The organism is Bacillus sp. AK25, from assembly GCF_048270685.1.
Lineage (GTDB): Bacteria > Bacillota > Bacilli > Bacillales > Bacillaceae > Bacillus > Bacillus altitudinis.
The window spans coordinates 2,211,981-2,226,148 of record NZ_JBLUWC010000001.1 but is presented as its reverse complement, the minus strand read 5'-3'; the positions used below and the strand labels follow the sequence as shown (position 1 = coordinate 2,226,148).

Here is a 14,168-nt window from a genome sequence, read left to right as displayed (position 1 = left end):
TGTATCATAATTCGTTTACTTTTTGTAAAATTAAAGTAGAATTAGAATTGTTTGCATAGTCTCAAAGGGGTTTTTCACAAAGGGGAGGATGAAAGAAATGAAACGGAATCCACTTATACCATTCTTATTGATTGCCATTTTAGGTATTGGACTCACTTTTTTCTTATCAATGAAGGGGCTGAAAGATGAAGACAAAATTGCCTCTGGGGGCAAAGAGCAAAAGCAAGAAGAGACCGCAAATGCAACGCCGGAAGAATTGTATAAGCAGAACTGTATTAGCTGTCATGGGGAAAACTACGAAGGTGGCGCTGGTCCTGCATTAAAAGGTGTTGGCGACAAGCTTGAAGTAGCAGACATCAAGAAGAAAATTCAAGAAGGCGGAAATGGGATGCCGGGCGGGCTAATTCCGAATGAAAAGCTCGATGAAATGTCAGAATGGGTATCCAAAATTAAATAATAAAGCACAAAAAGCTCTTTTTCATCAGAAGAGCTTTTTTCATTTGAAAACGACTTTTAAAAAGTCCATAATTTATATAAGATAGACAAGTATGAACATTAAAGAAAAGTAGTGATATGGATGAATGAAATGAATTTGTCAAAACGATTAAAAAGAGTCGCAGACTTTTTACCAAAAGAGGCGGTCTTTGCTGATATTGGCTCAGATCATGCCTATTTGCCATGTTTTGCGATATTACATCATAAAGCATTGAAAGCCATTGCTGGTGAAATTACTGATGGACCGCTTCAATCTGCGAAGCAGCAAGTACATAGGCTTGAATTAGATGAGCAAATTTCAGTCAGAAAAGGAAATGGCCTTGAAGTGATTGAAAAAGGCGAGGTAAATGCTGTCACGATTGCAGGGATGGGCGGAGCACTTATTGCAAGCATTCTAAATGAAGGTAAACACAAGCTCACAGGGCAGGAGCGGCTTATTCTTCAGCCTAATATTCATGCTCACCATATTCGTTTATGGCTCTATCAAGAGGGGTATGAACTGATGGATGAAGTGATTTTAGAAGAGGATGGCAAAATATACGAAATCATCATTGCCGAAACAGGAGACAAAGATAAAGCTTATGAAGGCATGTCGATTGAAACAGGCATGCTCGTTGGTCCGTTTCTTGCCAAAGAGCAAAATGATGTCTTCCAGCGCAAATGGATGAATGAGCTTCAGCACATGGAGCATATAGAAGGCCAGATTCAAAAAGCAGCGCCGACGGAAGAGAACAAAGAACGTCTGAAAGAACTGAATGCGAAAATAAAAATGCTAAAGGAGGTTTTGACTGTTGGCTAAAACAGTGAACGGGCATGAAATCATCCAATTATTTGAGCAATTCTCACCAAAGGCATATGCGGTGGAAGGTGATAAAATTGGGCTCCAGATTGGAACGCTAAATAAAAAAGTGACCAATGTCATGATCACCTTAGATGTATTAGAAAATGTGGTAGATGAGGCAATTGAGCGGAAGGTGGATCTCATTATTGCCCACCATCCGCCAATTTTCCGTCCATTAAAACATGTGGCGACAGATCAGCCGGCAGGACGGATCATTGAGAAATGCATCAAACATGATATTGCGGTGTATGTAGCACATACAAACCTGGATGTGGCTGATGGAGGAGTCAATGACTTGCTTGCAGACGCTTTAGAGCTCGGGGAAACAAAAGTGCTAGTTCCGACATACGAAGATCCAATTAAGCAGCTAGCTTTGTATGTCCCAGTGGAATTTGAAGAGGCCATCAGGACGGCTTTAGGAAATGCGGGAGCTGGCCATATTGGCAACTACAGTCATTGCGCTTTTTCAAATGAAGGGACAGGCAGTTTTCTGCCATCAGAAGAAGCTGTGCCATTTATTGGTGAGACGGGTAAATTGGAATTTGTGAAAGAAGTACGAATCGAAACCATTTTCCCAGCAAGTATTGAAAAACAAGTGATTCGTGAAATGATCAAAGCACACCCTTATGAAGAAGTGGCTTACAGTGTACACACGACAGATCTTCCTCCTATTCAAAAAGGCCTTGGCCGTATTGGAGAATTAAAAGAACCTATGACACTTAAAGACTTCACTCAATTTGTGAAAACGAAGTTAGATGTGAATGGAGCGCGTTTTGTAGGAGATCAGGAAGCGGTCGTGAAAAAAGTAGCTGTGCTTGGAGGAGACGGAAATAAATATATCCATCAAGCGAAAAGAATGGGTGCAGATGTGTACGTGACTGGCGACCTTTATTTCCATGTCGCTCACGATGCCATGATGCTCGGACTGAATGTAGTGGACCCAGGTCATTACGCAGAAAAGATCATGAAAGAAGGCGTGAAGACAAAGCTAGAATCGCTATGTACAGATAAAAAATATGATGTGCAATTCTTTGTATCAGAATCAAACACAAACCCGTTTCAATTTGTGTAAATAAAAACGTCAGAGCATAGCAGCTCTGACGTTTTTTTATTTCTTTGTTTTCACCCGAGGTAATATCTTAGAAAGAGGAACCGTCCGTTCAATTTTCCATGTTGATTCATCATCAGGTTCGTAGTTTTCTAAGAAACGAATGACTTCTTTTGTTATAGGTGTTGGTGTGGAAGCACCTGCAGTAACGGCAACTGTTTTTACCCCTTGGAGCCATTCAAGCTTTAACTCACTGAGATCACCAATTCGGTAAGCCTGCGTTCCTGCAATCTCCATTGACACTTGCGCCAGACGATTTGAGTTGTTGCTTTTTGGATCGCCGACCACAATGGTAAGATCAGCTTGGCCTGCTTGCTGTGACACAGCTTCCTGACGTACCTGTGTCGCAAGGCAGATTTCTTGATGGTACTCGACGTGAGGATATTTTTCTTTAATGAGCTCCATCAGATCATGAACATCCCACTGAGACATTGTCGTCTGATTGGTGATGAGTAGTTTATCTGACGTTAAATCGAGCGCTTTAATATCAGCTTCTGTTTCGACAAGGTGGACTTTGTCAGGTGCAACACCGACGGCTCCTTCTGGCTCAGGGTGACCCTTTTTCCCGATATAAATAATGTCATATCCATCAGCTGTTTTTTCTGAAATGAGTTCATGTGTTTTCGTGACATCTGGACAGGTCGCATCAATGGCGACAAGGCCCTTTTCTTCTGCAATTTGACGGACTTCAGGAGATACGCCGTGAGCGGTGAAAATGACTGTACCACTTTCAACCTGCTTTAAAATATCCAGACGGTTTGGTCCGTCCAGTGTGTAAATTCCATCTTCTTCGAAGGCATCTGTGACATGTTTGTTGTGCACAATCATACCTAATATATAAATTGGGCGTGGCAAGTTTTTATCAAGTGCGGCATTTTTAGCAATGACCATTGCATCTACAACGCCATAGCAATAGCCACGCGGCGAAATTTTAATTACATTCATTTATTCGTCCTCCTGTAGGGAAGTGCTGCTAGAGAAGAACAATATAAAAAGCCGTGAAAAAACGGCTTTTGATCATTCTCTTCCTTCATTATAGCCAAAGTAAGCGCATATATCAAAGATTGTTATACATGGGAAACACTTCGGCTTTAAAAGATCACTAGACATATAGTTTCGGAATGGAACTACCCGATCTTTTTTTCGGTTTTACTTCAGGAGCAGTTGATGTGTGTACAGTCCCTTTTTTGACAAGGATGTCCTCTGGTTCTTCTTCTTTTCCTTCTTCTATTTCATCATCAACCGGTGCTGTTTGTTCGTGCGGAACGTCTGTTTCTGCAGTGATTTCTTTTGGTTCTTCGTCTGCATCATTCGTATTTGTTTCATCATCATCCGCACTGCCAAGCTGGCTATAGAGTTTAATCATGGCAGGCAAATTTCTGACTAAAGGACCGTATTGCTGAATCATAGGCGTGAATTGCTGCGCCATTCCGAGTACTTTTTGAACATTTCCTAACATGCTTGAAAGGTTCGCAGGGTTTGCGAAGCTCTGGATTCCTTGTAATCCCGCACCACCTCCAGCTCCAGAGATCCCTGCACCTCCAGCTCCAGGAAGAAATTTTGCCAGCATGCCCTTAATTCCGGCTCCGCCGCCTAGTGCACGGCTTTCGCCTCCAGGAATGCCACCCATCCCGCGTAGACCGCCGCCTTGTACAGACGGAGAGCGAGGCATCATTTGTTGAAATTGGTTGCCTTGCCCTTGAAAAGGCTGTTCGATCGGAGCCTGCTGTCTCCGTTGAAAAATCCCGGGCTGTCCGCCATTTCCAAGGTGCCGGCGTGAGGGGCGATGCGGCTGAAAATCGCCCATAGGCCTTTGCCCTAACATACTTGTACCTCCCTTACTGCATTCTCTTTCTCTTCATAGGTTATGCAGGGAAGTATCATTTGGTTTCCTGTGAGAAAAGCGGACATGGTTTTTTTGCTGAAAATCAGCTATAATGAGGAGATGAGCAAAAAGGCATTGCCTTAAGGAGTGAAAACATGAAAGAAACGAAATTTACGACATATGAATTAAAGTCTTTTATTATAGATGCTATTCATGAACTGGGTTTTTATGAGCCGACTGATATTCAAAAAAGAATCATCCCTGCTGTTTTAAAAGGTGAAAGTGTGATTGGACAGTCTCAAACAGGAACAGGGAAAACCCATGCGTATTTATTGCCGCTTATTCATTCAATTGATCCAAGCAAAGAGCAAGTACAAGTGGTCATTACTGCACCAACACGAGAATTAGCGAATCAAATTTTTAAAGAAGCACAAACGATCTTAAAAAATACGCCTCCAGAAGAAGAAATCAAGGCAAAGCTTTACATTGGCGGAACGGACAAGCAGAAATCCATTCAAAAGTTAAAGAATCAGCCGCACTTAGTGGTCGGCACTCCTGGACGTATTGCAGATCTTATTCATGAGCAAGCGCTGAATGTGTACAAAGCAACATCTCTTGTCATTGATGAAGCAGACCTTATGCTAGATATGGGCTTTTTAGAAGATGTGGATCGTATTGGTTCACAAATGCCAGAACAGTTGCAAATGCTCGTGTTCTCAGCAACTATTCCAGAAAAATTAAAACCTTTCCTCAAAAAATATATGGATAATCCGAAATATGCACATGTTGAACCGAAACGCATTACGGCTGAAAACATTCAGCATATTTTAGTTCCATCTAAACAGCGTGATAAATTAAAATTACTTCATGAAATGGTGACGAATGTACAGCCTTATTTAGGGATCATCTTTGCCAACACGAAATCAACAGTTGATGAAATTGCCTCATTCCTTCAGGAAAAAGGAATGAAAATTGGGGTGCTTCATGGCGGTTTAACGCCTCGTGAACGTAAAAAAGTGATGAAACAAATTGAAGATTTGGAGTTCACCTATATTGTGGCATCTGATCTTGCTGCCCGCGGGATTGATATTAAGGGCGTCAGCCACGTGATTAACTATGAGCTCCCATCCGATCTTGATTTTTATGTTCACCGTGTGGGAAGAACGGCTCGCGCTGGTTCATCTGGCATTGCAATGACCATTTATGATCTTGCTGATGAGGATGCACTCGTTCAAATTGAAAAAATGGGTGTTGTGTTTGAAAACAAAACAATTGTTCATGGCGAATGGCGAGATGCAGATGATCGTTTGAAGCGTCAAAGACGTAAAAAAGCACCAAATGAAATTGAAGAAAAAGCAAAACGCCTTGTCAGAAAACCGAAAGCCGTCAAACCTGGATATAAAAAGAAAATGACACGTGAGATGGATAAGATCAAAAGACATGAACGTAGAAAGTCAAAGCGTAACGGAAAGTAGGGGGACACATTGTTGAAGATTGGATCACATGTATCCATGAGCGGAAAACATATGCTACTTGCAGCGAGTGAGGAAGCTGCCTCTTATGGTTCAAATACTTTTATGATTTATACAGGTGCACCGCAAAATACGCGCCGTAAAAAAATTGAAGATCTCAATATTGAAGCTGGACAAGCGCATATGAAAGAGCATGGTATGACAGATATCGTCGTTCATGCACCGTATATTATCAATATTGGGAACACAGTGAATCCAGCGACATTTGAGCTTGGAGTGGATTTCCTTCGCTCTGAGATAGAGCGTACAGAAGCGCTAGGTGCAAGACAAATTGTTCTTCATCCAGGTGCGCATGTCGGAGCAGGTGCAGATGCTGGAATTCAAAAAATCATTGAAGGCCTCAATGAAGTCATTGTGAAGGGGCAGGAGGTTCAAATTGCGCTGGAAACAATGGCGGGAAAAGGATCAGAGTGCGGAAGAAGCTTTGAAGAGCTTGCTCAAATTATTGACGGTGTGACACATAACGAAGCACTTTCTGTCTGCTTTGATACGTGTCACACGCACGATGCAGGTTATCCCATTGTGAGTGATTTTGATGGAGTTTTAGAAGAATTTGATCGAATTGTCGGGATCGACCGAATCAAAGTTCTTCATATTAATGATAGTAAAAATGTACAAGGCGCAAGAAAAGACCGACATGAAAATATCGGTTTTGGAGAAATTGGTTTTGATGCCCTGAGCTATATCGTTCATCATCCACAGCTTCAAGATGTGCCGAAGATTCTAGAAACGCCTTATGTAGGTGAAGATAAAAAGAACAAGAAACCACCTTATAAATTCGAAATTGCGATGCTGAAAGCTAAGCAATTTGATGAAGGTTTACTAGATAAGATTACGGGTCAATAAAAAGTGCATGCAATGTGATGAGGTGCCGCTAAATGCGGCCCTTTTTTGCCTAATTTGTGAATTGATTAAACAGATCATTGACGGTCTGTGCAGTTTGTTTAGACGTAATCGCTTCCACTTGCTTAAGCAGCCGGTTGCGCTCTGCATCGTTAAAAATATTGACGTTTTTCCCATTCATGAGTTTGGCGACCTCAGCAGCCTGATTGGATGTTAAGCTGACCCCATACTGTTTCGCATACCTTAACAAGTCATTTGCTGTGATCTGATTCAGACGCTGTAACACAATTTTTTGAATTAAAATCAATTCCATTCCTCCCCTCTGTATCAATGTATGGGCGAAAACGGAAAATGTGCAAAAAATTTTATTTTACTCTGTGAAATGATAAAATAGTAAAGTGAATAAAATGTTCATTGAAAACTAAACATGTGTAGAAGGGAGAACGTATGGCAAATAGTAAACAGCATAAAAAGGAATCAGTGCCTCATTTTATTTTGAGAATTTTTCTGATTCTAGTAGGAGCTGCATGTGCAGCAGTCAGCATTGAATTATTTTTAGTGCCAAACAATATTATTGATGGAGGCATCATCGGTATTTCGCTTATTTTGGATTATCTTTTTACGGATAACCCATTCATTAATTTTGCGACGATTGTTGTCATTTTAAATATTCCATTTATGATATCAGGATACAAACATATTGGGAAAACCTTCTTGATTTCCACTGTGATTGGGATTGTCAGCTTGGCCGTGATTGAATCTTCACTCCATCATGTAGAAGCATTTACGACGCAGCCGATTTTAGCTACTGTATTTGGAGGGCTGTTACTCGGGTTTGGCGTTGGGCTTGTGATACGGAATGGAGGTTCAATGGACGGAACGGAAATCTTAGGAATTCTTCTGACGAAAAAAATTCCTTTCTCCGTCGGTGAGTTTGTCATGATCGTCAATGTGTTCATTTTTATTTGGGCAGGCTTTGTCTTCGGACCAGAGCAGGCTATGTATTCTGTCATGACATATTATTTGGCAATGAAAACAATTGATGCTGTCATTCAAGGACTAGATGAAACAAAAGCTGTCATTATCGTTTCGGATTATTATGATGAAATTTCAGATGCGATCCTTCATCGTCTCGGCAGGGGAACCACCAAGCTTAGAGGAAAAGGCGGCTATACTGATGAAGAAAAAGATGTCATTTACGCCGTCGTGACAAGACTTGAAATTACGAAGCTGAAATCTATCGTGTTTGAAATTGATGGTCAAGCCTTTATTACGATTATGGATACGCATGAAACAAAAGGCGGTAAATTCAAAACAGCCATTCATTAGCTTTTATTTTACTTTTTTATCTTTCTTTTATATAATGAAATGTATGTATGGACAAAGAAAATGGCTTTTGCCATTTTCTTTTTGTTGTATAAATCGTAATCATTCTTTTTATATTGGATTAAAGGTGGAAAGTTTTATGGCAAAGCCAATTATTGAAATGAAGGACATTTCGTATTCATATGGACAGCGAAATGTCATCGATCACATTCATTTAACGGTAGAGGAAGGAAACTTTCTAGCACTTGTTGGACCGAATGGATCTGGTAAAACAACCTTATTAAAATGCCTGCTTGGCTTGATTAAACCCCAGCAGGGAGAATTGAAGCTCTTTGGCACACCTGCTCAAAAATTTAAAGACTGGGATCAAATTGGATTTGTTTCTCAAAAGGCGAATAGCTTTAATACAGGTTTTCCTGCTTCTGTATACGAGGTCGTGGCAAGTGGTTTAACGGCGAAGATTGGTTTATTCAAACGCATGAGTAAGCAGGATAAGCTTCAAGTAGATGAGGCCATACGTTCAGTTGGCATACAAGACTTAAAACACCAAAACATTGGTGAGCTTTCAGGCGGGCAGCAGCAGCGTACATTTATTGCCCGTGCACTCGTCAGTCAGCCGAAGCTGCTTATTTTAGATGAGCCGACTGTGGGTGTAGACCAAAGAACAGTAGAAGGCTTTTATCAGCTGTTAGAAACATTGAACAAAGAAAAAGGAATGTCTTTAATTCTCGTTACACATGATGTAGGAACCGTTTCTGACAAAGTCACGCATGTGGCTTGTTTAAATCAGACACTTCATTTTCATGGAGATGCGGAAACGTTTGATTCGATGGATGATCAGGCGCTTTCTCAGTTTTACGGGCATGACATTCAAGTGATTCATCACGATCATCACCATCATGGGGGACATGAATAATGCTATTTCCATTTTTTCATTATGAATTTTTACAAAATGCGTTTATCGCAGGTATGCTGATCGGCTTTATTGCGCCCTTACTTGGTGTATTTATTGTCGTGAGAAGGCTCTCTCTCATCGCAGATGCGCTTAGTCACGTATCACTTGCTGGGATAGCGGCAAGTTTATTCCTTGATAAAAAGTTTGGACTTTTGACAGGGGTTAGCCCGCTTTACTTAGGAATGGCTTTTTCTGTGGCTGGCTCGTTGTTTATTGAACGTCTGCGCTCTGTGTATAAACATTATCAGGAGCTGGCGATTCCCATTATTTTATCAGGTGGTATTGGGATCTCTGTTATTTTCATTTCACTTGCAAATGGTTTTAATACAGATTTGTTCAGTTATTTGTTCGGAAGTGTCAGTGCGGTTTCAAGACTCGATCTTTGGATTATTGTTGGAATCTCACTTGTCGTTGTATTAGTGGTTGTGCTCTTGTATAAAGAATTGTTTTTGCTTTCTTTTGATGAAGAACATGCGAAGGCTTCTGGTATTTCAGCTAAGTGGATTCATTTTATTTTTATTTTAGTCGTTGCACTTGTCATCGCAGCATCGATGCGTATTGTCGGTACACTCCTAGTGTCCGCACTCATGACACTGCCAGTTGCGGCAAGTATTCGGATTGCCAAAGGGTTTAAACAGGCGATTTTCCTTTCCATCTTATTTGGGGAATTGTCTGTCATGGTCGGCTTGATTTTAAGTTATTATCTTGATTTAGCGCCGGGTGGAACCATTGTGATGCTGTCTATCTTGATTTTAATCGGGTGTATTAGTATTGGGAAATTCAGAAGGGGGAATCATCATGAACGTACAAGAAGCGCTTGATTTATTAAAGGAAAAAGGCTATAAATATACAAGCAAACGTGAAGATATGCTTCAATTGTTTTCTGATTCTGATAAATACTTGACCGCTAAAAATGTATTAACAGCTTTAAGTGAAGATTACCCAGGGCTTAGTTTTGATACGATTTATCGAAACCTGTCTTTATATGAAGATCTTGGGATATTAGAGACAACGGAATTATCAGGGGAGAAACTGTTCCGTTTTAAATGTTCGTTTTCCCATCATCATCATCACTTTATTTGTTTGACGTGCGGTAAAACAAAGGAAATCGACGCTTGCCCTATGGACAAGCTTGATGCTGATCTAGAGGATTATCATATTAGCGGACATAAATTTGAAATTTACGGAACGTGTCCTTCTTGCGAACCGAAAGAAGTTCATTCGTGAAAGAAGCCAGCCGATGGGCTGGCTTTTTGTTTTGTCATGTTGAAAACGTTTTACAAAGGATAGCTGTTTCATTAAAATGAGAACAACAGATCATCTATAGAAGCAGATTTGAGTCTTTAGAAATAGGGGGAGGGGTCAAAAGTGGCGTATTATATCGTATTCGATGTAGGCGGGACAAAAACAAAGCATGGGGTCATGGATCGACATGGTGAGCTGATCACGAGCGGCGACTACGAAACAAACTGCAGGCAGCTTGAGCCGTTTTTAGAGGACATGGAGAACGTGGTGAAAGAGTATCAAAGCACTTGGGATATCAAAGGGATTGCGATGAGTCTTCCGGGTTTTGTTGACAGTCAAACGGGTTATACGGAATTTGCAGGAGCGATTATTGCTTTAAATGGCCAAAATGTCAAAACGCTTTTAGAAGAAAAAACATCACTTCGTGTAGAAGTAGAAAATGATGCGAACTGTGCAGCTCTGGCTGAAAAATTTAGTGGTCATGCGAAAGAGTGTGACAGCTTTATATGTATGACGCTTGGGACTGGTGTCGGCGGTGGTATTTTTGCTGGTGGCGAGCTTGTTCGCGGTGCCTCTTTTCGCGGCGGTGAATTTGGTATGATGCTGACAGAAACAGAAAATGGTCAGTTTACCACACTCAACAGCAGTGCTTCGACAGCTGGATTGATACGAAGCTACAAAGAGCAGCAAGGAATTCCACAAAGTCAGCAAATCGACGGTCAAGAAATCTTTGAAAAAGCCAAGCAAGATCCGGCCATTGAGAAGATGATTGATCAGTGGTACAAGCGAATCGCAATTGGCATTTACAATGTGGCAACAGTTCTCAATCCAGAGAAAATCCTCATTGGCGGGGGCGTGAGTGCAAGGCCCGATTTGATTCCAAACATTGAAAAACATTTACATACTTTGCATGCATGGAAAAACATACAGGTGACACTGGAAACGTGCTATTACTTCAATCAGGCAGGTATGATGGGTGCACTTTATCATTTTTTAATAAAAGAAGGACATCATCGTACAATCAAAAAGCCGATACATTAAACGTATCGGCTTCAGCGCGCAGACAAACCCTCGCATTCTTTGTCAGTCCTGCGCTTCGGTGCTCACGAATGTCAAATTCGCTCCGCTCCGGTGCTCGTCCTTTCTAGACTGCAAAGGTTTTCTATCACGCTGAAACGAAGACAAAGGGCTAAAATAAAGTTCATTTTAGCCCTTTGTCAACAATCTGAAGCCGATACATTAAAAACGTATCGGCTTTTGATCTGTTTTAGTAAGCAGTTTGCAGACGCTTTTCATACTGTTTGATCCATTGGGATGCTTCTTGCCAGTTATTCACGCGAATGATCCGTTCATCAATTGGCATTTGATTATACGGTGAGTTAAACAGAATCACTGGAATGTCAGCTTCTTTTGCAATCATTGTGGCATTGCCATGGTGATCTTCAAAAAACACATCGATCTTATGTTTTTGAACAGCTTCCACCTTATGATGTCCGCCAACAAGCTCGATATCGTCATAATGGACATGATTCTCCTCAAACCATTTGTAGGTGATGTCTGAGTGATGCTGCCTTCTGGCTGTGATATAAATCAATTGATGATGAAGTTTCATTTGATTGAGGATTTCTTTTGCACCCTCGGCAGGCTTTGCCTGTTTATAAATAAGAGGCTCGTACTCATTCATCCAGCCCCAAAATTCTTCATTTGAAATCTTTAAAAGCTTCGTCAAATCATATTCCGTCATATCATCTAGTGTGATGTCACATTGAAACGACTCATTTAAGTAGGGGACAAAGGTGTCCTGCGCCGTGACTGTGCCATCGATATCAATTCCTAAACGTAACATGCCCACACTCCTCATATTTATCCTCTTAAAGTGTAACATAATCAATTCACAATTCCAGCAAGTTTTAGCAAACATGAAACAGACATTTTTGCTCATACTAAAAAAGCTCCTTTCTATTAACCAAAAGGGGGAATTGATCATGGAAAGAGACGAAGATTTCAGAAGAAATGATCGTGAAATCGACACACACTTTAGTAATGATGATGGCTATTTAGAGGAAACAGCTGCTGAAATAGCAGAGCCATATCAAGCATCAAGAGATCGTGAAGACAGAAGAGAACGTGACCATGTAGGTGACGATTCAGGCAGTAAGGGGATAGGCTATACAGCACTCGCGATTGCGATTATCTCACTATTTGTCTTGCCGGTGCTATTAGGCGTAGCGGCAATCGTCGTTGGTTATATTGCAAGAAGAAAAGGAGCACATGCGCTTGGCGCATGGTCAATCGGGATCGGAATCGTTTCCGTCATCCTCGGCATCTTTATCACCCCGTTCTTTTAACAGGACAGGAACAGAAAAACGCCTGACAGTGATGTCAGGCGTTCTTTGTTATGCGTTCGCTTGTTTTGCTTTTTCAGCTTCCATTTTCGCATAATGTTCTTCAGCGATTTTATCGATTTCTTTTTTCAGTTCTTCGACCATTGTTTCTTCTGGCACTTTCCGAACAATTTCACCTTTGCGGAATAAGAGGCCTTCACCTCTAGCACCAGCGATGCCGATATCAGCTTCACGCGCTTCACCCGGACCGTTTACAGCACATCCGAGAACAGCTACTTTGATCGGTGCTTTAATTTTAGAAATATATTCTTCGACTTCATTTGCAATGCTAATGAGGTCAATTTCAATTCGTCCACAAGTTGGACAAGAGATGAGTGTTGCTGCATTTGATGCAAGACCAAATGATTTTAATAATTCACGTGCCACTTTGACCTCTTCGACCGGGTCAGCACTTAATGAAATACGGAGTGTGTTACCAATCCCCATATTCAAGATTGCGCCAAGACCAGCAGCACTTTTGACCGTACCTGCAAATAACGTACCTGATTCTGTAATCCCAAGATGAAGAGGATAATCAAAGGCTTTTGCTGCTTTTTCGTATGCCTCAATCGCAAGGTTTACATCAGATGCTTTCATACTGACAATGATGTCATGAAAGTCTAGGTCTTCTAAAATTTTAATGTGATGCAGTGCACTTTCAACCATACCATCTGCTGTTGGATAGCCGTATTTATCAAGAATCTTTTTCTCGAGTGAACCGGCGTTTACCCCAATACGAATTGGAATGCCTTTTTCTTTTGCCGCTTTCACAACAGCTTCGACTTTTTCTCGTCTTCCGATGTTTCCTGGGTTGATACGAATTTTGTCTGCACCTGCTTCAATCGCTTTCAGTGCAAGCTTGTAGTCAAAATGAATGTCGACAACAAGGGGAATGTTAATTTGTTTTTTAATGTCCGCAATCGCATTTGCTGCACGCTCATCTGGGCATGCGACACGCACGATTTGACAGCCAGCTTCTTCTAAACGTTTAATTTCAGCTACTGTCGCTTCGACATCATGTGTTTTGGTTGTCGCCATACTTTGAATGACGACTTCATTGTTTCCACCTATAGTTAAAGGTCCCACTTTGACGGGACGCGTTTTTGTACGATGTGTGACTTCACTCACTTGTCAATCGCTCCTTAGTGTACATGCAATTCGTTTGCAGTGTACGACGTGTTTTACATCTCATATTGTAACAGTCTCTTTGTATGAATGACAAGGAATTAACGTTTTATCTCTTATAGACCGGAAACTTGTATGTGCTGCCTGCCCGAATTTCGTTCGCTTTGACGCCTTGATTCAGTGCTTCAAAGTCTTCGATCACTTCATCTAATGGCTTACTTGTATGTACGATAGAGACGACGGTTTGGCCTTGTTTAACAGTGACAGTTTTATATGCCTGTTTATCAGCTGTTTGAAAGGCGCTGGCGGGAACAGCAGGGCCTTCCTGAACGGGGATCGTTCCATTTTTCAAATCAAAAAAGATAATAAAGAGGACAAACAAACTGACTAGTAAAAAAATAATTCGCCGCATTTTCTCACCGCTTTTAAGAGTTTACTTCAGATTATGCATGTCCCTGAGTTGATAGAACAAAAAAGAGTGAAAAGCTA

Annotated in this window: 17 protein-coding genes; 11 read left to right on the top strand and 6 right to left on the bottom strand. The window is 41.1% G+C overall.

Going from position 1 to position 14,168, the window contains the following annotated elements:
- Positions 1–97 precede the first annotated feature (97 nt).
- From cccA to ACNO7B_RS11560, 3 genes are all read left to right on the top strand, one after another.
- A complete protein-coding gene (gene cccA, locus ACNO7B_RS11570) occupies positions 98–457 on the top strand; it encodes a cytochrome c550 (RefSeq protein ID WP_008342390.1) in 360 nt (119 codons plus the stop codon).
- Between the two features lie 120 nt (positions 458–577).
- Positions 578–1,294, top strand: a complete 717-nt coding sequence (locus tag ACNO7B_RS11565) for a tRNA (adenine(22)-N(1))-methyltransferase (RefSeq protein ID WP_417901525.1) — start codon at positions 578–580, stop codon at positions 1,292–1,294.
- Entirely contained in the window at positions 1,287–2,408 is a 1,122-nt protein-coding gene (locus ACNO7B_RS11560) for a Nif3-like dinuclear metal center hexameric protein (protein WP_017367619.1), read from the top strand. The genes ACNO7B_RS11565 and ACNO7B_RS11560 overlap by 8 nt, the downstream gene beginning before the upstream one ends.
- A 36-nt stretch (positions 2,409–2,444) precedes the next feature.
- On the opposite strand, the gene ACNO7B_RS11555 is transcribed toward ACNO7B_RS11560, so the two are convergent.
- Positions 2,445–3,389, bottom strand: a complete 945-nt coding sequence (locus tag ACNO7B_RS11555; protein ID WP_007501283.1) for a 4-hydroxy-3-methylbut-2-enyl diphosphate reductase — start codon at positions 3,387–3,389, stop codon at positions 2,445–2,447.
- Positions 3,390–3,546: 157 nt separating this feature from the next.
- A complete protein-coding gene (locus ACNO7B_RS11550) occupies positions 3,547–4,269 on the bottom strand; it encodes a YqfQ family protein (RefSeq protein WP_254505603.1) in 723 nt (240 codons plus the stop codon).
- Between the two features lie 155 nt (positions 4,270–4,424).
- Here ACNO7B_RS11550 and ACNO7B_RS11545 point away from each other — a divergent pair, with 155 nt between their 5' ends.
- Positions 4,425–5,744 carry a DEAD/DEAH box helicase gene (locus ACNO7B_RS11545; protein ID WP_417901524.1) on the top strand — a complete coding sequence of 440 codons (1,320 nt, stop codon included), beginning with the start codon at positions 4,425–4,427 and terminating at the stop codon, positions 5,742–5,744.
- 9 nt (positions 5,745–5,753) lie between these two features.
- Positions 5,754–6,647 carry a deoxyribonuclease IV gene (locus ACNO7B_RS11540; RefSeq protein WP_113747182.1) on the top strand — a complete coding sequence of 298 codons (894 nt, stop codon included), beginning with the start codon at positions 5,754–5,756 and terminating at the stop codon, positions 6,645–6,647.
- Between the two features lie 49 nt (positions 6,648–6,696).
- On the opposite strand, the gene ACNO7B_RS11535 is transcribed toward ACNO7B_RS11540, so the two are convergent.
- Complete coding sequence (locus ACNO7B_RS11535; RefSeq protein WP_008342377.1) at positions 6,697–6,951, bottom strand: DUF2624 domain-containing protein; 255 nt, start codon at positions 6,949–6,951, stop codon at positions 6,697–6,699.
- Between the two features lie 140 nt (positions 6,952–7,091).
- Here ACNO7B_RS11535 and ACNO7B_RS11530 point away from each other — a divergent pair, with 140 nt between their 5' ends.
- From ACNO7B_RS11530 to ACNO7B_RS11510, 5 genes are all read left to right on the top strand, one after another.
- Positions 7,092–7,973, top strand: a complete 882-nt coding sequence (locus tag ACNO7B_RS11530; RefSeq protein WP_007501276.1) for a YitT family protein — start codon at positions 7,092–7,094, stop codon at positions 7,971–7,973.
- A gap of 136 nt (positions 7,974–8,109) precedes the next feature.
- Positions 8,110–8,886, top strand: coding sequence for a metal ABC transporter ATP-binding protein (locus ACNO7B_RS11525; protein WP_008342368.1), 777 nt, complete (start codon positions 8,110–8,112; stop codon positions 8,884–8,886).
- Entirely contained in the window at positions 8,886–9,746 is an 861-nt protein-coding gene (locus tag ACNO7B_RS11520; RefSeq protein ID WP_007501274.1) for a metal ABC transporter permease, read from the top strand. Before ACNO7B_RS11525 ends, ACNO7B_RS11520 begins: the two co-directional genes overlap by 1 nt.
- Complete coding sequence (locus ACNO7B_RS11515) at positions 9,724–10,152, top strand: Fur family transcriptional regulator (protein ID WP_003217433.1); 429 nt, start codon at positions 9,724–9,726, stop codon at positions 10,150–10,152. The genes ACNO7B_RS11520 and ACNO7B_RS11515 overlap by 23 nt, the downstream gene beginning before the upstream one ends.
- A gap of 141 nt (positions 10,153–10,293) precedes the next feature.
- Positions 10,294–11,211, top strand: coding sequence for an ROK family protein (locus tag ACNO7B_RS11510; protein WP_417901523.1), 918 nt, complete (start codon positions 10,294–10,296; stop codon positions 11,209–11,211).
- A gap of 226 nt (positions 11,212–11,437) precedes the next feature.
- On the opposite strand, the gene ACNO7B_RS11505 is transcribed toward ACNO7B_RS11510, so the two are convergent.
- Positions 11,438–12,016 carry a 5' nucleotidase, NT5C type gene (locus tag ACNO7B_RS11505; protein ID WP_366964946.1) on the bottom strand — a complete coding sequence of 193 codons (579 nt, stop codon included), beginning with the start codon at positions 12,014–12,016 and terminating at the stop codon, positions 11,438–11,440.
- A 139-nt stretch (positions 12,017–12,155) separates the two neighbouring features.
- Between ACNO7B_RS11505 and ACNO7B_RS11500 the strand changes: the two genes are divergently transcribed.
- A complete protein-coding gene (locus ACNO7B_RS11500) occupies positions 12,156–12,518 on the top strand; it encodes a DUF308 domain-containing protein (protein ID WP_008342359.1) in 363 nt (120 codons plus the stop codon).
- A 48-nt stretch (positions 12,519–12,566) separates the two neighbouring features.
- Here the strand turns inward: ACNO7B_RS11500 and ispG are convergent, their stop codons facing one another.
- A complete protein-coding gene (ispG, locus tag ACNO7B_RS11495) occupies positions 12,567–13,682 on the bottom strand; it encodes a flavodoxin-dependent (E)-4-hydroxy-3-methylbut-2-enyl-diphosphate synthase (RefSeq protein WP_008342357.1) in 1,116 nt (371 codons plus the stop codon).
- 106 nt (positions 13,683–13,788) lie between these two features.
- Positions 13,789–14,091 (bottom strand): hypothetical protein, encoded by a 303-nt coding sequence (locus tag ACNO7B_RS11490; RefSeq protein ID WP_052320616.1) that lies wholly within the window; start codon positions 14,089–14,091, stop codon positions 13,789–13,791.
- Positions 14,092–14,168 lie beyond the last annotated feature (77 nt).

Bases quoted from the DNA above. Each gene is read 5' to 3' on its own strand.
- cccA (WP_008342390.1), top strand. From the start codon at position 98: ATGAAACGGAATCCACTTATACCATTCTTATTGATTGCCATTTTAGGT.
- ACNO7B_RS11565 (WP_417901525.1), top strand. From the start codon at position 578: ATGAATGAAATGAATTTGTCAAAACGATTAAAAAGAGTCGCAGACTTT.
- ACNO7B_RS11555 (WP_007501283.1), bottom strand. From the start codon at position 3,389: ATGAATGTAATTAAAATTTCGCCGCGTGGCTATTGCTATGGCGTTGTA.
- ACNO7B_RS11550 (WP_254505603.1), bottom strand. From the start codon at position 4,269: ATGTTAGGGCAAAGGCCTATGGGCGATTTTCAGCCGCATCGCCCCTCA.
- ACNO7B_RS11545 (WP_417901524.1), top strand. From the start codon at position 4,425: ATGAAAGAAACGAAATTTACGACATATGAATTAAAGTCTTTTATTATA.
- ACNO7B_RS11530 (WP_007501276.1), top strand. From the start codon at position 7,092: ATGGCAAATAGTAAACAGCATAAAAAGGAATCAGTGCCTCATTTTATT.
- ACNO7B_RS11525 (WP_008342368.1), top strand. From the start codon at position 8,110: ATGGCAAAGCCAATTATTGAAATGAAGGACATTTCGTATTCATATGGA.
- ACNO7B_RS11520 (WP_007501274.1), top strand. From the start codon at position 8,886: ATGCTATTTCCATTTTTTCATTATGAATTTTTACAAAATGCGTTTATC.
- ACNO7B_RS11515 (WP_003217433.1), top strand. From the start codon at position 9,724: ATGAACGTACAAGAAGCGCTTGATTTATTAAAGGAAAAAGGCTATAAA.
- ACNO7B_RS11505 (WP_366964946.1), bottom strand. From the start codon at position 12,016: ATGTTACGTTTAGGAATTGATATCGATGGCACAGTCACGGCGCAGGAC.
- ACNO7B_RS11500 (WP_008342359.1), top strand. From the start codon at position 12,156: ATGGAAAGAGACGAAGATTTCAGAAGAAATGATCGTGAAATCGACACA.
- ACNO7B_RS11490 (WP_052320616.1), bottom strand. From the start codon at position 14,091: ATGCGGCGAATTATTTTTTTACTAGTCAGTTTGTTTGTCCTCTTTATT.